Origin of the sequence: Bradyrhizobium sp. USDA 4541 (assembly GCF_024171085.1) — a bacterium.
GTDB classification, from domain to species: domain Bacteria; phylum Pseudomonadota; class Alphaproteobacteria; order Rhizobiales; family Xanthobacteraceae; genus Bradyrhizobium; species Bradyrhizobium australafricanum.
This window is the reverse complement of the sequence record NZ_JALJZF010000001.1, coordinates 6,872,573-6,890,237: the sequence shown is the minus strand read 5'-3', so window position 1 is coordinate 6,890,237 and position 17,665 is coordinate 6,872,573. Positions and strand designations below refer to the sequence as shown.

The window sequence follows — 17,665 nt, the reverse complement described above, 5'->3', positions numbered from 1 at the left end:
TTCCGGGGCGCCGGTGTGGCAATAACCCCGTCTGGCCAGCGGCTTGGCTCAGCGCTGGCAGGTGATGGCGACGAATTCACCACAGCTGTTGCCGTTGCATTTTTCATTCGCGGCGTGCGGACCCGCACCGGTGATCTCGTCGGGATCGACGCGGCGGTAATTGGTGGCCTGCGCAAAATCGCGTGACCGGCAATAGGCGCGGGCGGCGGAGGCACCGCAGCGATCGCCGCGGGCGAGGCACTGGTCGATGCCGTAGCCGTCGGCCTGGTTGGCGACGATGAAGACGCGGCTGTCGGCCAGCGCGGCCGAGGAAACAAGGAAGGACGGAGCAACAAAGAGCGTGCAGGCAATCAATGCTGAAACAGGCCGCATGGTGCACCAGTGAAAATGGCGGGGAATCCGCAAGCGACCGGATACGCCCAAATCCTTAATAATGATTAACCATGAGGGCGTTGACGTGATTTCGGTGCGGAGCGGGTGGCTAACTGCCCGAAAACAGCCCCTTGACGCAATAATGGGGCCGTGAGACATGGTGGAACCATGAACGGCCACCTCGCCATCTGCAGCATTTGCCGCGAGATTATGAGCTAGCGATTCGCTGGCTGAGGCCGTCTTTTCTCAACACATGAGAGCATTGGACCGCCCGGCCGCAAGGGAACGGTTTCCATGGATTTGCGCCTCTACGATACGCTGACCCGGGAGAAGCGGCCGTTTGTGCCGCTCGATGCCGAAAACGTCCGCATGTATGCCTGCGGACCGACGGTCTACGACTTCGCCCATATCGGCAACGGCCGCGCTGCCATCGTTTTCGACGTGCTGTTTCGCGTGCTGCGCCATCGCTATGGCGCCGATCACGTGACCTATGTCCGCAACGTCACCGACGTCGACGACAAGATCAACGTCCGCGCCGCGCGGGATTATCCCGGCGTGCCGCTGAACGAGGCGATCCGCAAGGTCACCGAGCAGACCTATCAGCAGTATCAGGACGACGTCACGGCGCTCGGCTGCTTGCCGCCGACCGTGCAGCCGCGCGCGACCGAGCACATCCCGGAGATGCGCGCCATCATCGAGAAGCTGGTTGCCGGCGGCTTTGCCTATGTCGCCGAGGATCATGTGCTGTTCTCGCCGCAGGCGATGAACGCGGCCAATTCGATGTTGCCGCGTTACGGCGCGCTGTCGAAGCGTTCGCTCGACGAGATGATCGCCGGCGCCCGCGTCGATGTCGCGCCCTACAAGCGCGACAACACCGATTTCGTGCTGTGGAAGCCGTCGAAGCCGGGCGAGCCGTCATGGCCGTCGCCCGCAGGCATCAAGGTCGAGGGCCGCCCCGGCTGGCACATCGAGTGCTCGGCAATGGCCTGGAAGCATCTCGGCGAGAAGTTCGACATTCACGGCGGCGGCATCGACCTGGTGTTCCCGCACCATGAGAACGAGCTAGCCCAGACCTGCTGCGCGTTCCACTCCGACCGCATGGCCAATGTCTGGATGCACAACGGTTTCCTGCAGATCGAAAGCGAGAAGATGTCGAAGTCGCTCGGCAACTTCTTCACGATCCGCGATCTGTTGGCCGATTGGCCCGGCGAGGTGCTGCGGCTTGCCATGCTGAAGACGCATTATCGTTCGCCGCTCGACTGGACCGCCAAGGCCACCGAGGAGGCCGCGAAGACACTCGACGACTGGTACGCGGTCGCGGCCGACGCCGATCCCGGCGCGCCGTCGCCGGCGATGGTCGAGGCGCTCTACGACGACCTCAATACGGCGCAGGCGATGGCCGTGCTGCACGGCCTGCGCGGTGCTGCGTCGAGCAGCGAACAGAGCCGCAGGGAGTTTGCCGGCTCGCTCCGGCTGCTCGGCTTCCTGTCGGAGAGCGCGGCCGCGTGGGAGGCCCGCAAGCAGCAGGCGAGCGGTGTCGATGCCGCCGCGGTGGAAGCACTGATCACCGAGCGCACCGCGGCGCGGGCCCGCAAGGACTTCAAGGAGTCGGATCGGATCCGCGATCAGCTCGCCGCGATGGGCGTGGCGATCAAGGACGGAAAGGATGCCGAAGGAAAGCCGATCACCACCTGGGAGGTCGCGCGATGAGCCGCTCCGCGCCCGCCTTGCGCCCGTATCTGCCCGACGACGCGCCGCTGCTGGCGGCGATCTTCGCGGCCTCGATCATGGACCTGACCGGCGACGACTACAGCGAGGCGCAGCAGGAAGCCTGGGCGATGGCCGCCGACGACGAGGCGGCCTTCGGCAAGAAGCTCGCCGGCCAGCTCACGCTGATCGCGACCTTGCAGGGCGCCCCGGTCGGTTTCGCCTCGCTGAAGGGCGCCGATCTCATCGACATGCTCTATGTGCATCCGAGCGCGGTCGGGCAGGGTGTCGGCAGCGCGCTGTGCGATGCGCTTGAGAAGATCGCGAGTGCCCGCGGCACCAAGACCCTGAAGGTCGATGCCAGCGACACCGCGCTGGAATTCTTCCGCAAGCGCGGCTACGTCGCTCAGCAGCGCAACTCGGTCACTATCAACGACGAGTGGCTCGCCAACACCACGATGCAGAAGCAGCTCGATGGTGTCGCGACCCCGGGAGGCCACGCGTGAGCCGCGAGCGCCTCTATCTGTTCGACACCACGCTGCGCGACGGCGCGCAGACCAATGGCGTCGACTTCACCCTGCAGGACAAGCAGGTGATATCAGGCATGCTCGACGCGCTCGGCATCGACTATGTCGAGGGCGGCTATCCCGGCGCCAATCCGACCGACACCGAGTTCTTCAGCAAGAAGCCTGCGTTCGACCACGCACGCTTCACCGCCTTCGGCATGACGCGGCGGCCGGGCCGCTCGGCGTCGAACGATCCCGGGCTTGCCGGCATCCTCGAGGCCAAGGCGGACGCGATCTGCTTCGTCGCGAAATCCTCCGCCTACCAGGTCCGCGTCGCGCTCGAGACCACGAATGAGGAGAACCTCGCCTCGATCCGCGACAGCGTCGCTGCCGCGAAGGCGCTCGGCCGCGAGGTGATGGTCGACTGCGAGCATTTCTTCGACGGCTACAAGGAGAACCGCGACTACGCGCTCGCCTGCGCCAAGGCGGCCTATCAGGCCGGCGCCCGCTGGGTGGTGCTGTGCGACACCAATGGCGGCACCATGCCGCATGAGATCGAGACCATCGTCGGCGAAGTCATCAAGCAGGTGCCCGGCGCCCATCTCGGCATCCACGCCCATAACGACACCGAGCAGGCGGTCGCCAATTCGCTCGCCGCGGTGCGGGCCGGCGCGCGGCAGATCCAGGGCACGCTCAACGGCCTCGGCGAGCGCTGCGGCAACGCCAACCTCTGCTCACTGATCCCGACCTTGAAGCTGAAGCAGGAGTTTGCCGACAAGTTCGAGATCGGCGTCACCACGGAGAAGCTGGCGACGCTGATGAAGGTGTCGCGCACGCTCGACGACATGCTGAACCGCGCGCCCAACCGCCATGCGGCCTATGTCGGCGAAAGCGCATTCGTCACCAAGACCGGCATCCATGCCTCGGCTGTCATGAAGGATCCGCAGACCTATGAGCACGTGCTGCCGGATTCCGTCGGCAATCACCGCAAGGTGCTGGTGTCCGATCAGGCCGGCCGCTCCAACGTGATGGCCGAGCTCGACCGTGCCGGCATCGCCTATGACAAGAGCGATCCGCGGCTGACGCGGCTGGTCGAGGAATTGAAGGAGCGCGAGGCCGCGGGCTTCGCCTATGAATCAGCCAACGCGTCGTTCGATCTCTTGGCGCGCCGCACGCTCGGCAAGGTGCCGGAATATTTCAAGGTCGAGCAGTTCGACGTCAATGTCGAACAGCGCTACAACGCCAACGGCCAGCGCGTCACCGTGGCGCTCGCGGTGGTGAAGGTCGATGTCGACGGCGAGCGGCTGATCTCGGCCGCCGAAGGCAACGGCCCGGTCAACGCGCTCGACGTCGCGCTGCGCAAGGACCTCGGCAAGTACCAGAAATATATCGATGGCCTGAAGCTGATCGACTACCGCGTGCGTATCCTCAATGGTGGCACCGAGGCGGTCACGCGCGTCTTGATCGAGAGCGAGGACGAGACCGGCGAGAGCTGGACCACGGTCGGCGTCTCGCCCAACATCATCGACGCCTCGTTCCAGGCGCTGATGGATTCGGTGTTCTACAAGCTGGTGAAGTCGGGCGCGCAGGCGTGAGTGATTGAGCCGTCATTCCGGGGCGATGCGAAGCAGCGAACCCGGAATCTCGAGATTCCGGGTCTGGTCCTTCGGACCATCCCGGAATGACAACGGGGAGGGAGTATCCATGATCGACCACGTCTCCGTCGGCGTTCGCGATCTGGAACGGGCCGCGCGGTTCTACGAGCCGACGTTGGCCGCGCTTGGCCTGAGCCGCCTCGTCACGCGGCCGGCGACGGTCGGCTTCGGCAAGGCCTATCCAGAATTCTGGATCAATCTGCGCGCCACGATGGCGCAGGTGCCGCATGAGAGCGGCACCCATATCTGCCTGCGCGCGAAGACTACCGCGGAGGTCGACGCCTTCCACGCCGCTGCGTTGGCGTCCGGCGGCCTCTCCGATGGTCCTCCGGGCCTGCGCCCGCACGACCGCGTGCGCTACTATGCGGCCTTCGTCCTCGATCCCGACGGCAACCGCATCGAGGCCGTGACGTTTCCGAGCGAGTAGTAAGGATTTCAGGCTAGCACTTGTCTCGACCCGTCATCCTGAGGAGCGCGTAGCGCGTCTCGAAGGATGCACGGCCACCAGCGGGGCCGTCGTGCTTCGAGACGGCCGCTCTGCGGCCTCCTCAGCATGACGGTCATGGAGCCGAAAGTGCGGCGAACAGTTACAGCCGCCGCGCCACTTCGGGCGCGAGATCCTTCGCGGCCTCGGGCGTGCGTGCCACCGCCGAACGCAGCCGCGGCAGGATCTCGTCGATGCGATCGGCCATCAGCACGTTGATCGGCAGCGTGGGGCGGATGAACTCGGTCATGCGCATGTGGTTCAAAAGCGAGAGCAGGGGCTCCCAGAAATTGTCGATGTTGGCGAGCAGGATCGGCTTGTGGTGACGGCCGAGCTGCTGCCAGGTCAATTGCTCGACCAACTCTTCCAGCGTGCCGATGCCGCCCGGCAGCGCGACGAACGCATCCGAGCGCTCGAACATCAGGCGCTTGCGCTCATGCATGTCGGGCGTGACGATCATCTCCTGAACCGAAGTCAACGCGTTCTCGCGCGCGCGCAGGAATTCGGGAATGATGCCGGTGACGGAGCCACCGTGATCGAGCGTCGATCTCGCGACCGCGCCCATCAAGCCGATCGAGCCGCCGCCATAGACCAGGCGCACGTTGTTTTCGGCAAAGCTCTTGCCGAGCGCGACGGCAGCTTCAACGAAACGGGGATTGTTACCGGGGCCGGAGCCGCAATAAACACAGACAGTCTTGATTTGGTTCATACGTTCCTTGTGGCACTGCAGCGTAAACAGGGTCAAGACTCCCATATGGGGATTGAGGGCCAAAAAATCCCGTAAATTCCCGCGAATCGCGAACAATTTTCGTCATAAGCCTGTACGCCGCGTTCAAACGATCTATATGACGGGCACAATGGCAAACCGTGGAAAAGATGTCGCAGCGGAGCGCCGCGCCGTGGCCGCGCGGGCGGGCGCCTGATGGTGCCGCCGCAACAGAGTGTGACCGGCGCCGCACAGCCCACGGCCACGCCGCCGGCCGCCGAGAAGGGGACGCTGCTCGGCACCCTCGTTCGTCTCTGGCCCTACATCTGGCCCGGCGATCGCGCCGATTTGAAGACGCGCGTGATCTGGTCGGTGGTGCTGCTGCTGTTCGCCAAGCTCGCGACGCTGTCGGTGCCGTTCACCTTCAAATGGGCGATCGATGCGCTGAACGGCACCGGCTCGGCGCCGGTCGCGGCCTCGAACTGGGTGGTCTGGCTGATCGCCTCGCCGGTGCTGATGACGATCAGCTACGGCGCGGTGCGCATCATCATGGCGGTGCTGACGCAGTGGCGCGACGGCATCTTCGCCCGCGTCGCCATGCATGCGGTGCGGCGGCTCGCCTATATCACCTTCGTGCACATGCATGAGCTGTCGCTGCGCTTCCATCTCGAGCGCAAGACCGGCGGCCTGACCCGCGTCCTTGAGCGCGGCCGCTCCGGCATCGAGACCATCGTGCGGATGGTGATCCTGCAGCTGATCCCGACCATCGTCGAGGTCGCGCTGCTGGCGGCGGTGCTGCTCTGGCAGTTCGACTGGCGCTACGTGCTCGCGGTGCTGCTCACGGTCGTCGTGTTCATGTACTTCACCTATATCGCGACCGAGTGGCGGATCGAGATCCGCCGCAGGATGAACGATTCCGACACCGAGGCGAACACCAAGGCGATCGACTCGCTGCTCAACTACGAGACGGTGAAATATTTCGGCGCCGAGGAGCGCGAGGCGCGGCGCTACGACCGCTCGATGGAGCGCTACGAGCAGGCCAGCGTGAAGACCTATACCTCGCTCGCGGTGCTCAACACCGGGCAGGCGATCATCTTCACCGCCGGGCTGACCGCGACCATGCTGATGTGCGCGTTCGGCATCCGCAACGGCACCCACACTGTCGGCGATTTCGTGCTGATCAATTCGATGATGATCCAGCTCTACCAGCCGCTGAATTTCATGGGCATGGTCTATCGCGAGATCAAGCAGGCGATCATCGACATCGAGAAGATGTTCGACGTGCTGGCGCGCGATCCCGAGGTGAGGGACATTCCGGGGGCCAAGCCGCTCGCGGTGTCATCCGGCAGCGTGCGGTTCGAGGATGTCCGCTTCTCCTACGAGGCGGACCGGCCGATCCTCAAGGGCCTGAGCTTCGAGGTGCCGGCCGGCAAGACGGTTGCGATCGTCGGTCCCTCCGGCGCCGGCAAGTCGACGATCTCGCGGCTGCTGTTCCGCCTCTACGACGTCTCGAGCGGCCGCATCCTGATCGACGGCCAGGACATCAAGACCGTGACGCAGGCCTCGCTGCGCTCGGCGATCGGCATGGTGCCGCAGGACACCGTGCTGTTCAACGACACCATCCGCTACAACATCCGCTATGGCCGCTGGGATGCCGGCGACGACGAGGTGGAGGAGGCGGCGCGCCTCGCGCAGATCGACGGCTTCATCCGGATGTCGCCGCAGGGCTATGAGACGCAGGTCGGCGAGCGCGGCCTGAAACTCTCCGGCGGCGAGAAGCAGCGCGTTGCGATCGCGCGCACGGTGCTGAAGGCGCCGCCGATCCTGGTGCTGGACGAGGCGACCTCCGCGCTCGACAGCCACACCGAGCACGAGATCCAGGGCGCGCTGGAGCGGGTCTCGCGCAACCGCACCTCGCTGGTGATCGCGCACCGGCTGTCGACCATCGTCGGCGTCGACGAGATCATCGTGCTGGACCAGGGCCGGATCGCCGAGCGCGGCACCCACGCGCGGCTTTTGGCCGCCGACGGCCTCTATGCCAGCATGTGGAACCGGCAACGCGAGGCCGAGGAGGCCCGCGAACGGCTCGCCCAGGTCGATGACGACGGCACCGCGCCGAATCGGCTGCCGCCGGCGGTCACCGAAACGTCGGAGGATTCCAGCCCTGATGCGGGTGAGAAACCCTTGCCGACCGCCGCGGAATAGTCGATTTAGGGCCTCTCCCGCCAAATGGGGCGGGGAAACGCAAGCGAGCTCTGATGTCGATCGCCAACTCCATCCGCGCGCAGATCCCGCCGATCCACCCCGAGGGCTATCCCTTTATCGGCGGCTTCGCTCTGGCGAGCCTGATCCTGTTCTGGATCTGGACCCCGCTGGGCTGGATCGGGACGCTGCTGACCGTCTGGTGCGCGCTGTTCTTCCGCGATCCGGTTCGCGTGACGCCGCTGCGCGACGGCATCGTGGTATCGCCGGCCGACGGCCGCGTCTCGATGGTGGTGCAGGCGCTGCCGCCGGCCGAGCTCGGGCTCGGCGACAAGCCGCTGCCGCGTGTCTCGGTATTCATGAGCGTGTTCAACTGCCATGTGAACCGCAGCCCGGTGGTCGGCCGCATCGACCGCATTACCTACCGGCCCGGCGCCTTCATCAATGCCGAGCTCGACAAGGCGAGCGAGGACAATGAGCGCAATTCGCTCGTGATCTCGACCTCCAACGGGCGCATTGGCGTGGTCCAGATCGCAGGCCTCGTGGCGCGGCGCATCGTCTGCTTCGTCAAGGAGGGCCAGTCGATCGGCGCCGGCGAGCGCTTCGGCCTGATCCGCTTCGGCTCGCGGCTCGACGTCTATCTGCCCGAGGGCACCAAGGCGCTGGTCTCGGAGGGGCAGACCGCGGTCGCCGGCGAGACGATTCTGGCGGATTTCCGCAACGCCGATCCGGGCCGGACTTACCGCGCCGATTAACTCTGTTTCGCCAGCCCCATCAGCCGGTTCCCGCCGCAATGGCGGAGCCGGACGGCGCTTGCTATATTCATCAGGCCATGACGCCATTCGATCCGAATTCCACCGAGTATCGCCGCCGCCGGTTCCGCCCGATCCCGGTGCGGATGCTGGTGCCGAACATGATCACGCTGCTGGCGATTTGCGCCGGGCTGACCGCGATCCGGCTGTCGACGGAAGGGCGGATGGAGCTGGCGGTCGCCGCCATCGTGTTCGCCGCGATCCTCGACGGCATCGATGGCCGCGTCGCGCGCATGATCAAGGGCCAGTCGAAATTCGGCGCGGAGCTCGACAGCCTCGCCGACTTCGTCAATTTCGGCGTCGCGCCGGGCCTGATCCTGTATTTCTGGCAGCTGCATGAATTGAACAATGGCGGCTGGATCGCCGCGATGGTGTTCGCGATCTCCGGCGGCCTGCGGCTTGCGCGCTTCAATGCCTCGATCGACGATCCGAACAAGCCGGCGTTTGCCGCCAACTATTTCACTGGCGTGCCGGCGCCGGCCGGTGCGATCACCGTGCTGCTGCCGATCTATCTCGCCTTCCTCGGCGTGCCGATGCCGCCGGCGACGCTGACGGCGTTCTACACGCTGTTGATCGCCTTCCTGATGGTGTCGCGGCTGCCGGTGTTCTCCGGCAAGACCGTGAAGATGCGCGTGCCGCCGGAAATGGTGCTGCCGGTGTTCGTGTCGGTGGTGTTCATCGTCGCGCTGCTGATCGGCTATCCCTGGCACATCCTGTCGGCGGGCTCGGTGCTCTATCTGATCAGCCTGCCCTGGGGCTGGAAGTCCTACCGCGACCAGGAGCGCCAGCTTGCCGCGCAGACGCAAGCTGCGGGCGCGCCGGTGGCGGCGCAGGCCGCTGCTCCCTATACGGCGCCGGTCGCGGAGAGTGACCACGACGATCGTCCGACGCATCTGCACTGAGTGCGCCCTCGGTAGTCGACCGTCATCCTGAGGTGCGAGCCTTGCGGCGCAATTGCGCCGCCGGGCGAGCCTCGAAGGATGTACGGCCCGGCTCCGAGATTGGGGCCGTCGACCCTTCGAGGGCCGCTGAAGAAGCGGCCACCTCCAGCGACAACGGCTTCGCCGTTGCGCGGGGGTGACGGTGATAGAGTGGTTTCATTCCAGCAAATATCAGCCATGAGCGTGCCTCGGTTGGGTTCGCCTGCGATCTCGGCTATAGGCTGAGACGGCCCGCTCGAGCATGATCCGGAAAAGTGGAGACCGGTTTTCCGAAAAGATCATGCTCAAACAAAGAAATGAGATCATGATGCGTTTCCCTGGAAACGCATCATGATCTGACGCCAAAAATCAGGAGAGAAACGCCGTGACGACATCCGCTTCCGCCCCGCTTCCTGCTTCCGTCCTTGAAGCGTTGGCGCGCTACGACACGCCGACGATCTGCAACGCGATGGAGATCGTCGCGCCGGAGCGCCGTCTGATCGGCTACACCGTGAAGCCGCTGGTCTGCCCGTTCCCGACGCTGCCGCCGATGGTCGGCTACGCCCGCACCACGACGATCCGCTCGGTGCTGAAATCCGGCCTCTCGGCCGAGGAGCAGTCGAAGCGCCGCATCGAATATTACGAATATGTCGGCACCGGCTTCGGCCCGCGCATCTCTGTCATCCAGGACATCGACGGCCCGGACGTCGGCTATGGTGCGTTCTGGGGCGAGGTGCAGAGCAACGTGCACAAGGCGCTCGGCTGCCTCGGCGTCATCACCGACGGCTCGATCCGCGACATCCCGCAATGGGCGCCGGGCTTCCAGGCGCTGGCCGGCTCGATCGGCCCGTCGCACGCCTGGGTGCATGCCGAGAGCTTTGGCGGCGAGGTCCGCGTCGCCGGCATGACGGTGCGATCCGACGATCTGATCCACGCCGACAGCCACGGCGCCATCGTGATCCCCTATGAGGTCGCGGCGAAGCTGCCCGAGGCCGCCGAACTCTGCGGCCGCCGCGAGACCCCGATCCTGGACATCGCGCGCAGCAAGGATTTCTCACTGGAGAAGCTGAAGGACGCGCTGAAGCGTTCGGCGGAGATCCACTGAGGCAGCACGCGTTGTCGATTTGCAGAGCGGCGGGCCGGAGGGCCCGCCGTTTTGCTTTCGGTGTCAGGCCGGAGCCACCTTCGCGATCTCGTTCGCCCCGCGAACCGTCATGTCGATGGCGACATAGAGGATCACGGCGAGTCCGACATAGGCGATCCAGCGGTGGTTCTGCAGCAGCCGCGCGATGACGGAGGCCGCCGCGCCCATCATCGCGATCGAGAGCGCGAGGCCGAACACCAGCACGATCGGCTGCTCGCGCGCCGCACCCGCGACCGCCAGCACGTTGTCGAGCGACATCGAGACGTCGGCAACGATGATCTGCGTGGTGGCCTGCCACAGCGTCTTGCGCTGGCCCTTTGCGCCATCGGCGTGTTCGGCCGTGGTCTCGTGCGCGTCGGCGCGCAGCTCGCGCCACATCTTCCAGCACACCCACAATAGCAGGATGCCGCCGGCCAGCAGCAGGCCGACGATCTGCATCAGCTGCGTGGTGACCAGGGCGAACAGGATGCGCAGCAGTGTCGCGGCACCGATGCCGATCAGGATCGCCTTGCCGCGCTGCTTCTCCGGCAGGCCGGCCGCGGCAAGGCCGATCACGACGGCGTTGTCACCGGCCAGCACGAGGTCGATGACGACGACCTGCAGCAATGCGCTGAGGGCGTCGAGTGAAAACAACTCGGGCGAAAATAGTTCGGACATGGGTCATGTTCCCCTTGAGGTCGGGGAGCGGACCCTTTCGACGAAACCGGCTCTTGCCGTCATGCGGACGGCAAATCCACCGCGACGCTTATCCGCGTCGCGGGTCGAAGCAGGGCCACTCCAACTGAGTTCCAGTCCGACATCGCAGCTTGTGGCTGCCAGAGGGGCCCGGCCTGGGATTACGGTCGTGACACCGGACGCATTGCTGCTTCTTCCTCGAAGAACAGCGCCGCCTGATCCGGTTCGCCGAGGATCGCCGCTGCGCACCCCATGAAGGTGAACGCGCCGGCAAAATCCCACAGCGTGAGGTTCGCCACGGTTGAGCGCGCGTGGATCACGCGCGCCGCAATCGCAGCAACGGCTGCCTGGACGAACAACAACAGGCTGAGAACGGGCAGCACGAGTGCAGGCTCAACCAGACGGAGCGTCAGGACGATCGGCAGCGCGGTCAGCGCGCCGAACAACAGCAGCATGCCGAACGGCTCCAGAGAGGGAGTCTTTCGCAGCATCGTTTCTGGAATGATCGAGGACATTCCGGTCCTTTACCGATCCTGACTTGTCGTTCACGTCGAGGATATCAGAACGCGATCTCCTTGACGCGCGACGCGGCGCCGCGCGACCGCCGGCCGCGCGACAAGATGTACGTATGCGGTTCCGGAGAAGGCCCGAGCCCCGGGGGGGTGATCTTGGACGCCATTTTGGCGCCGCCGGCGTGGTGGCATGCCATGGCAAAGTCCGCGCGGCGCCTTTATCTTTGCTGGCAGCGCTGGGCGAACGATCGAAAGGCAATTTCGATGAATATGGCAGGCAAGACGGTGCTGATCACCGGTTCCACCGACGGCGTCGGCCGCTACGTCGCGATGAAGCTGGCGTCGGCTGGCGCCCGGGTCCTGATCCACGGCCGCGATACCAAGCGGGCGCAGACGCTCGCCGACGAGATCAAGCGCCTCAGCGGCCGCGAGCCGATGTTCTACCAGGCCGATCTGTCCTCGCTCGCCGAGGTCCGCGAGTTCGCCCAGCTGGTGCTCGACGACCAGGAACGCCTTGATGTGTTCGTCAGCAACGCGGGCATCGGTTCGCAAAACGAGGGGCCGGCGCGGCAGACCAGCAAGGACGGCCACGAGCTGCGCTTCGCGGTCAACTATCTCGCCGGCTTCCTGCTCGCGCATCTGTTGCTGCCGCGGCTCAAGGCGAGCGCGCCGGCGCGCATCGTCAATGTCGCGTCGCTCGGCCAGCACCCGATCGATTTCGGTGACGTGATGATCACGAAGAACTACAGCGGTGCGCGCGCCTATGCGCAGAGCAAGCTGTCGCAGATCATGTTCACCATCGACCTGGCCACGGAGCTGGAAGGCTCCGGCGTGACCGTCAACTCGCTGCACCCCGCGACCTACATGAACACCACCATGGTGCGCGCCAGCGGCGCGACGCCGATCTCGACCGTCGAGCAGGGCGGTGATGCCATCCTGCGTCTGGTCCAGGACGACGATGTGGCAGGCCGGAGCGGGCTGTTCTTCGACGGCAAGCGCGAGGCGCGCGCCCATGCCCAGGCCTATGACGCCGAGGCGCGCAAGCGGCTCAAGGCGTTGAGCCTGACGCTCACCGGGCTGCGGGCTTCCTGATCCGGCGCGAGACCGGCGCACTTTGGACGCGACCTTGGGTGCGGATCGCCTCGAACAGGCGCTTGCATGCGGCCGGAACGCCGCGATCCGGCACCGTTGCAATGCCGAGCAAGAGACCCGGCTGCGCGCGCTTCGGTGAGAAATACCAGGGCGAGAGCGGGGCGGGCGCCAGCCCGTGCGCGAGCAGTGCCCTGACGATCTCGACATCGGCGGTCTTGTCCGGCAGCGTCAGCATGACGGCGAGGCCGGCAACCTGCACGTCGTTGCTCCAGCTCCGTAGCGCCGTCGTTAGCGCATCGCGGTTGTCGCAATAGGCCCGCTTGGTTCGCCTGAGATGGCGGATGTAGTGACCGTCGCGCATGAACTCCGCGGTGGACAGCTGCACCGCTGGGCCGGGAGCGGGGACCAGGCACGTCGCGACATCGGCGAACTGCGCCGCCAATGGCTCTGGCGCAACCAGGAAGCCGAGGCGCAGCGTCGGCGAGATCGTCTTGCTGAAGGAGCCGAGATGGATCACCCGGCCGGCGCGATCGAGCGAGGCGAGCGCCGGCGCGGCACGGCCATTGAGCTGCAATTCGCCGAGATAGTCGTCCTCGATGATGAAGGCTCCGGTTTGGGCGGCCCAGTCGAGCAGCTGCGCGCGACGTTGCGGCGACAGCGGCGGGCCGAGCGGCGCCTGCTGGCCCGGGGTCACGACCGCGAGCGCCGCGTCGGGGGCGTGCTTGAGACCGTGCTCGACATCGATGCCGTTGGCATCGACGGGGATCGGGACGACCTCCAGCCGGCCGAGCTCGAGGCCCTTTCGCGTCAATGGAAATCCCGGGTCTTCCATCCACGCGCGGCGGCCTTCGAGGCCGAGCACGCGCATCGCGAGGCCGAGTCCTCCGCTGAATCCCGAGGTGATGACGATCTGCGCGGGCGAGCATTCGAGCCCGCGCGCGATCGCGAGATGCGCCGCGATCTCGCGTCTCAATTCGAGCTCGCCGCGTGGATCGACATAGCGCATCACCGCGCTCAATTCCGCCCGGACGGCGCGCGCGCGGATTCGCGCCAGCAGCTTGGCGGGGAGGCTATCCTGCGCGGGGACGCCCATCCGGAAGTGTCCCTGACCGCTCAGATCGCGAAACATCTCCACGACCGATCCGGGAGCGACCGGCGCATCGGGCTTGGCGGCCTTCCTGGGCCGCCTCGCGACGGTGGTGCCGCCCGCCTTCGACGACACGATGTGCTGGGCGTCCGACAGCTTGTCATAGGCCGCCCGCACGGTGCCGCGCGCAACGCCGAGCTGCGCGGCAAGGTCGAGCCACGATGGCAGCCGGGCGCCCGGCACCAGCACGCCCTTGTCGATCGCCGCCGCGATCGCCTTGCGGATCTGCTCGGAGAGCGGCGTCCTGGCCGACCGGTCGAGCGCGATGGGAAGCGGGTTGGGCATGGCCCGTGGTACACCAATTCGGTTCATTCTTGGTGCTTCTTTTTGGCCATGCGTGCCCGCATCTATCCGGTAGCGATGGAGGCACGAGATGAAGACCTTGATGACAACGCTGCTGGCCTGCGCGGCCCTTGCGACTCCGGCGATGGCGCAATCGGTGACGCCGAAATTCGAGCATATGATCACGAACATTCCCGGCAAGTCGCTGATCGCGGTGGAGGTCAACTTTCCGCCCGGCGAGCCGTCGGCGCCGCATCATCACGCCAAATCGGCGTTTCTCTATGTCTACGTGCTCCAGGGCGCGATCGAGAGCCAGCTGGAAGGCGAGGCCGCGCATGTCTATCGGGCCGGCGACAGCTTCTTCGAGCCGCCCGGCGCGCATCACGTGCTCGGGCGCAACGCGAGCGCGACCGAACCGGCGAAGCTGCTTGCGGTGTTCGTCGTCGACAGCAACGACAAGGCGCTGACTGTGTTCGACAAGGAAGGACACAAGCAATGAGCATGCGGATCGACTACAACAAGGTCGCGCCAGCGGGCATCAAGGCGCTCGGCGGCGTCTATGGCTACATCACGCAAAGCGGGCTTTCCGCGCAGCTCGTCGAACTGGTCTATCTGCGGATATCGCAAATCAACGGCTGCGCCTATTGCCTGGACTCGCATACCCGCAGCCTGCTGAAGATGGGCGTCAAGGTCGAGAAGCTTGCGGTGCTGCAGGTCTGGCGCGAGGCCGAGGCGCTGTTCGACGCCGAGGAGCGCGCCGCGCTGGCCTGGGCCGAAACCGTCACCCGCGTGGCGGAGACCGCGATTCCGGAAGCCGATTACCAGGCGGCCCGCGAGGTGTTCAACGAGAAGCAACTGGTCGACCTGACCATCGCGATCGGCCTGATGAACACCTACAACCGCATCGCAATCGGCTTCCGCAACCCGCCGCAGGCTGTGGTCGAGCATTCCGCTGCGGCGGCTTGATCTTGGCAGGAATGGGTCAACTCCTGGACGGAAGCAACTCATTCGTTGCGGGCCGCATGCTCAGCAGCAGGAGTGCGCCGGAGAGCAAGTACAGCGCCATGACGAAGTACATGCCATAGATGTTGTCGCCGGTGTTCCGCACGATGAACCCGGTGATCGACGGGCTTACCGCCGGACCGAGATTTCCGAGGCTGGTGACGAGGGCAAGGCCGCCGGCCGCCGCGCCCGCTGAGAGATACTCACTGGTCAATGCATAGAAGAGCGGCGGCGCTGATACAAACCCGATGACGGCGAAGGAGAGAGCCAGGATCGAACCAACAAAAGTGCCGTGGAGCAACATGAGAAAGAACAAGCCGCCGGCGGCAATCGTGACGCAGGTCGCATAGTGCCAGCGGCGCTCATGCCGCTTGTCCGAATGACGACCGATCAGGATCATGCAGACGATACCCGCAGCGTTGGCTACTGCGTGATAGACGCCGACCAGTAGCGGATCCTTTACTCCCCAGCTATGGATCAGGGTCGGCATCCAGAATACCATCGTGTAGTTGGCGCCCAGCAGACAAAAACAGGCCAGCGACAACAGGTAGACCTTCGGGTCTCGCAGCAGCTGCCGGAACGTCCCCGAGGTCGCCTTCACGATGTTCTCTTCGTCATGCTGTAAAGCATCGTCCAGCAGCGCCTTCTCCCCCTTCGAGAGCCACGCGGCCTGGAACGGCTTGTCCTTGAGCAGGTAATACACGAGAACGCCGAGGATTGGCGCGGGCAACCCCTGGATCAGAAACAGCCATTGCCAGCCGTAAAGACCGCTGACGCCGTCGAAATACTTCAGGATCGAACCACACAGCGGACCAGCGATGAACATCACAATGGGGGGCGCCGACGCGAGGATCGCGATGACCTGCCCGCGCCTCACCGACGGGTACCAGTATGTCAAGTACAGCAGCACGCCCGGGGCGAAGCCGGCCTCAAAGACACCAAGGAAGAACCTCGCCGCATAGAACTGGAGCGGCGTCGATACGAACATCATGGCGGTCGCCGCCAATCCCCAGAGCACCATGATCCGCAACAGAGTCTTGCGCGCGCCGATCCTTTCCAGAAGAAGATTGCTGGGCACCTCAAACAGGAAATATCCGACGAAGAAGATGCCCGCGCCGAGCCCGTAGACTGCATCATCAAACGGTAGTGTCTGCTTCATCTGAAGCTGTGCGAAGCCGATGTTGATGCGGTCGAGAAAGGCGACCATGCTGGCGATCAGTAGCAAAGGTATAAGGCGCCAGTCGACCTTGGCGAACACGGCCTTGTACGCCGGGTTCTCCAATATCGGCGACGACGACTTGCTTGCAGCAGGCAGATGCATTCTTGTTCCTTCCAAAGTATGCTTTTGCCTATGATGTCCTTCGAACCAGTCGCTGCTCCATTGCGCGGGAGTAATGGTCTGACCTCGAAAGCTCAGGTGACCTTTGCCTCGATGACGCTGAGACGCCCGGCCGGATAGGTCGCGGTGTGAGTAAAGCCGGATTCGCGAAACAGCCAAGCGTACTGCTTTTCCGTTCTTTCGAGACCGCCAGGCCCGCGAAGCATGAGCAGATCGGTCAGCGTCTGTTCCCTGTGCGCATCGCTTACGCTCGGGAATTCCGGCACGATCCGTTCGATAAGCAGGAGCACGCCCCCTCCGGGGAGCGCCCTTCGACAGTTTGCGAGGATGACCATGCTGCGCTCATCGCTCCAATCGTGAATGATGTTCTTCATGACGATGGCATCCGCGATCGATGGAATCGTCTGGAAGAAATCGCCAGCCATGAATTCGACGCGATCACTGAGCCCGCTGCGCCTCAGGTGGCCAGTCGTGGATTCGGCGCAGCGCGGAAGGTCGAAAATAGTCCCTCGGATATGCGGATGTTGCCCGGCTATGGCGCCAACGAGTTCGCCGGAGCCGCCGCCGACATCCATGAGATGAGCGAACGCACCGAAGTCGTAGGCCCCCAGGATATCCGGAATCGCCAGACGCGTCCCCTCCATCATCGCTGCGTTGAATATGTTGACCATCTCCGGATCGCGCGCCATGAGATCAAAGCTGTTTTCATGGCCAAGCAGTTGCGCGGCGGTCTTGCCGGTCATGATCGAGTCCTGTAGCCCGGTCCACGATTCGGTCAGAAACTGGCCTTCAAAGATCGTCCAGTTCTTGAGGGACTGGGTTGCGGCCCCGTCAAGGCAAGTCCCCAGTTCGGTCAATGCGTATTGCTCTTCAGCGACCGTGCAAATGCCTATGGTCGAAAGCGCGGTCAGCAGGCGGCGGAGCGCCTGCTTGTTCGCGCCGGTTGCCTCGACGAGTTCGCCAAGGGGCCGCGATCCATCGCGCAGGAGCTCGGCGATCCCCAGCTTCGCGGCGACGTAGATGACCGCGGTCACGCGCTGCGACTGAATAAGATGCAGCAATCTTGCGGATGCTTGGACAGAGGCCATCGATCATTCCCCCTCATGTT

18 protein-coding genes are annotated in these 17,665 nt (G+C 64.9%); 11 read left to right on the top strand and 7 right to left on the bottom strand.

Going from position 1 to position 17,665, the window contains the following annotated elements; all coding sequences use genetic code 11:
• Positions 1–48: 48 nt before the first annotated feature.
• Positions 49–372, bottom strand: a complete 324-nt coding sequence (locus J2R80_RS33310) for a hypothetical protein (RefSeq protein ID WP_076826458.1) — start codon at positions 370–372, stop codon at positions 49–51.
• Positions 373–666: 294 nt separating this feature from the next.
• Between J2R80_RS33310 and cysS the strand changes: the two genes are divergently transcribed.
• The 4 genes from cysS (at position 667) to J2R80_RS33290 (ending at position 4,667) form a co-directional block, all read left to right on the top strand.
• Positions 667–2,082 carry a cysteine--tRNA ligase gene (gene cysS, locus J2R80_RS33305; protein WP_141340544.1) on the top strand — a complete coding sequence of 472 codons (1,416 nt, stop codon included), beginning with the start codon at positions 667–669 and terminating at the stop codon, positions 2,080–2,082.
• A complete protein-coding gene (locus J2R80_RS33300; protein WP_141340545.1) occupies positions 2,079–2,585 on the top strand; it encodes a GNAT family N-acetyltransferase in 507 nt (168 codons plus the stop codon). The genes cysS and J2R80_RS33300 overlap by 4 nt, the downstream gene beginning before the upstream one ends.
• Entirely contained in the window at positions 2,582–4,180 is a 1,599-nt protein-coding gene (cimA, locus tag J2R80_RS33295; protein ID WP_141340546.1) for a citramalate synthase, read from the top strand. Before J2R80_RS33300 ends, cimA begins: the two co-directional genes overlap by 4 nt.
• A gap of 109 nt (positions 4,181–4,289) precedes the next feature.
• Entirely contained in the window at positions 4,290–4,667 is a 378-nt protein-coding gene (locus J2R80_RS33290; RefSeq protein WP_057017270.1) for a VOC family protein, read from the top strand.
• Between the two features lie 160 nt (positions 4,668–4,827).
• Here J2R80_RS33290 and J2R80_RS33285 read toward each other — a convergent pair whose 3' ends face one another.
• Positions 4,828–5,433 carry a TIGR00730 family Rossman fold protein gene (locus J2R80_RS33285; RefSeq protein ID WP_141340547.1) on the bottom strand — a complete coding sequence of 202 codons (606 nt, stop codon included), beginning with the start codon at positions 5,431–5,433 and terminating at the stop codon, positions 4,828–4,830.
• A 213-nt stretch (positions 5,434–5,646) separates the two neighbouring features.
• Between J2R80_RS33285 and J2R80_RS33280 the strand changes: the two genes are divergently transcribed.
• The 4 genes from J2R80_RS33280 to J2R80_RS33265 all read left to right on the top strand — a co-directional run bounded on the left by J2R80_RS33280 (position 5,647) and on the right by J2R80_RS33265 (position 10,469).
• Complete coding sequence (locus J2R80_RS33280) at positions 5,647–7,635, top strand: ABC transporter ATP-binding protein/permease (protein ID WP_253640095.1); 1,989 nt, start codon at positions 5,647–5,649, stop codon at positions 7,633–7,635.
• A 53-nt stretch (positions 7,636–7,688) separates the two neighbouring features.
• Positions 7,689–8,387 (top strand): phosphatidylserine decarboxylase, encoded by a 699-nt coding sequence (locus J2R80_RS33275; protein ID WP_141340548.1) that lies wholly within the window; start codon positions 7,689–7,691, stop codon positions 8,385–8,387.
• 77 nt (positions 8,388–8,464) lie between these two features.
• Positions 8,465–9,346 carry a CDP-diacylglycerol--serine O-phosphatidyltransferase gene (gene pssA, locus J2R80_RS33270; RefSeq protein ID WP_057017306.1) on the top strand — a complete coding sequence of 294 codons (882 nt, stop codon included), beginning with the start codon at positions 8,465–8,467 and terminating at the stop codon, positions 9,344–9,346.
• A gap of 403 nt (positions 9,347–9,749) precedes the next feature.
• Entirely contained in the window at positions 9,750–10,469 is a 720-nt protein-coding gene (locus tag J2R80_RS33265; RefSeq protein ID WP_028344569.1) for an RraA family protein, read from the top strand.
• 63 nt (positions 10,470–10,532) lie between these two features.
• Here the strand turns inward: J2R80_RS33265 and J2R80_RS33260 are convergent, their stop codons facing one another.
• Complete coding sequence (locus J2R80_RS33260; protein ID WP_141340549.1) at positions 10,533–11,165, bottom strand: TerC family protein; 633 nt, start codon at positions 11,163–11,165, stop codon at positions 10,533–10,535.
• A 179-nt stretch (positions 11,166–11,344) separates the two neighbouring features.
• On the bottom strand, positions 11,345–11,698 hold the full coding sequence (locus J2R80_RS33255; protein WP_141340550.1) for a hypothetical protein: 354 nt from the start codon (positions 11,696–11,698) through the stop codon (positions 11,345–11,347).
• A 261-nt stretch (positions 11,699–11,959) separates the two neighbouring features.
• On the opposite strand from J2R80_RS33255, the gene J2R80_RS33250 reads away from it, so the two are divergent.
• Complete coding sequence (locus J2R80_RS33250) at positions 11,960–12,787, top strand: SDR family NAD(P)-dependent oxidoreductase (RefSeq protein ID WP_057017274.1); 828 nt, start codon at positions 11,960–11,962, stop codon at positions 12,785–12,787.
• Here J2R80_RS33250 and J2R80_RS33245 read toward each other — a convergent pair.
• Positions 12,765–14,219 (bottom strand): PLP-dependent aminotransferase family protein, encoded by a 1,455-nt coding sequence (locus J2R80_RS33245; RefSeq protein WP_141340551.1) that lies wholly within the window; start codon positions 14,217–14,219, stop codon positions 12,765–12,767. The genes J2R80_RS33250 and J2R80_RS33245 overlap by 23 nt on opposite strands.
• 88 nt (positions 14,220–14,307) lie before the next feature.
• Here J2R80_RS33245 and J2R80_RS33240 point away from each other — a divergent pair, with 88 nt between their 5' ends.
• Positions 14,308–14,715, top strand: coding sequence for a cupin domain-containing protein (locus J2R80_RS33240; RefSeq protein WP_141340552.1), 408 nt, complete (start codon positions 14,308–14,310; stop codon positions 14,713–14,715).
• Positions 14,712–15,182 carry a carboxymuconolactone decarboxylase family protein gene (locus tag J2R80_RS33235; protein ID WP_141340553.1) on the top strand — a complete coding sequence of 157 codons (471 nt, stop codon included), beginning with the start codon at positions 14,712–14,714 and terminating at the stop codon, positions 15,180–15,182. The genes J2R80_RS33240 and J2R80_RS33235 overlap by 4 nt, the downstream gene beginning before the upstream one ends.
• A 16-nt stretch (positions 15,183–15,198) precedes the next feature.
• Here J2R80_RS33235 and J2R80_RS33230 read toward each other — a convergent pair whose 3' ends face one another.
• Together J2R80_RS33230 and J2R80_RS33225 are read right to left on the bottom strand one after the other, a co-directional pair.
• Positions 15,199–16,539 carry an MFS transporter gene (locus J2R80_RS33230; protein WP_141340554.1) on the bottom strand — a complete coding sequence of 447 codons (1,341 nt, stop codon included), beginning with the start codon at positions 16,537–16,539 and terminating at the stop codon, positions 15,199–15,201.
• Positions 16,540–16,631: 92 nt separating this feature from the next.
• Positions 16,632–17,645, bottom strand: coding sequence for a methyltransferase (locus tag J2R80_RS33225; protein WP_141340555.1), 1,014 nt, complete (start codon positions 17,643–17,645; stop codon positions 16,632–16,634).
• Positions 17,646–17,665: the final 20 nt, after the last annotated feature.

Bases quoted from the DNA above. Each gene is read 5' to 3' on its own strand.
- J2R80_RS33255 (WP_141340550.1), bottom strand. From the start codon at position 11,698: ATGTCCTCGATCATTCCAGAAACGATGCTGCGAAAGACTCCCTCTCTG.
- J2R80_RS33300 (WP_141340545.1), top strand. From the start codon at position 2,079: ATGAGCCGCTCCGCGCCCGCCTTGCGCCCGTATCTGCCCGACGACGCG.
- J2R80_RS33230 (WP_141340554.1), bottom strand. From the start codon at position 16,539: ATGCATCTGCCTGCTGCAAGCAAGTCGTCGTCGCCGATATTGGAGAAC.
- J2R80_RS33250 (WP_057017274.1), top strand. From the start codon at position 11,960: ATGAATATGGCAGGCAAGACGGTGCTGATCACCGGTTCCACCGACGGC.
- J2R80_RS33285 (WP_141340547.1), bottom strand. From the start codon at position 5,433: ATGAACCAAATCAAGACTGTCTGTGTTTATTGCGGCTCCGGCCCCGGT.
- J2R80_RS33310 (WP_076826458.1), bottom strand. From the start codon at position 372: ATGCGGCCTGTTTCAGCATTGATTGCCTGCACGCTCTTTGTTGCTCCG.
- J2R80_RS33245 (WP_141340551.1), bottom strand. From the start codon at position 14,219: ATGCCCAACCCGCTTCCCATCGCGCTCGACCGGTCGGCCAGGACGCCG.
- J2R80_RS33275 (WP_141340548.1), top strand. From the start codon at position 7,689: ATGTCGATCGCCAACTCCATCCGCGCGCAGATCCCGCCGATCCACCCC.
- J2R80_RS33235 (WP_141340553.1), top strand. From the start codon at position 14,712: ATGAGCATGCGGATCGACTACAACAAGGTCGCGCCAGCGGGCATCAAG.
- J2R80_RS33260 (WP_141340549.1), bottom strand. From the start codon at position 11,165: ATGTCCGAACTATTTTCGCCCGAGTTGTTTTCACTCGACGCCCTCAGC.
- cysS (WP_141340544.1), top strand. From the start codon at position 667: ATGGATTTGCGCCTCTACGATACGCTGACCCGGGAGAAGCGGCCGTTT.
- J2R80_RS33280 (WP_253640095.1), top strand. From the start codon at position 5,647: ATGGTGCCGCCGCAACAGAGTGTGACCGGCGCCGCACAGCCCACGGCC.
- J2R80_RS33290 (WP_057017270.1), top strand. From the start codon at position 4,290: ATGATCGACCACGTCTCCGTCGGCGTTCGCGATCTGGAACGGGCCGCG.
- J2R80_RS33240 (WP_141340552.1), top strand. From the start codon at position 14,308: ATGAAGACCTTGATGACAACGCTGCTGGCCTGCGCGGCCCTTGCGACT.
- J2R80_RS33225 (WP_141340555.1), bottom strand. From the start codon at position 17,645: ATGGCCTCTGTCCAAGCATCCGCAAGATTGCTGCATCTTATTCAGTCG.
- pssA (WP_057017306.1), top strand. From the start codon at position 8,465: ATGACGCCATTCGATCCGAATTCCACCGAGTATCGCCGCCGCCGGTTC.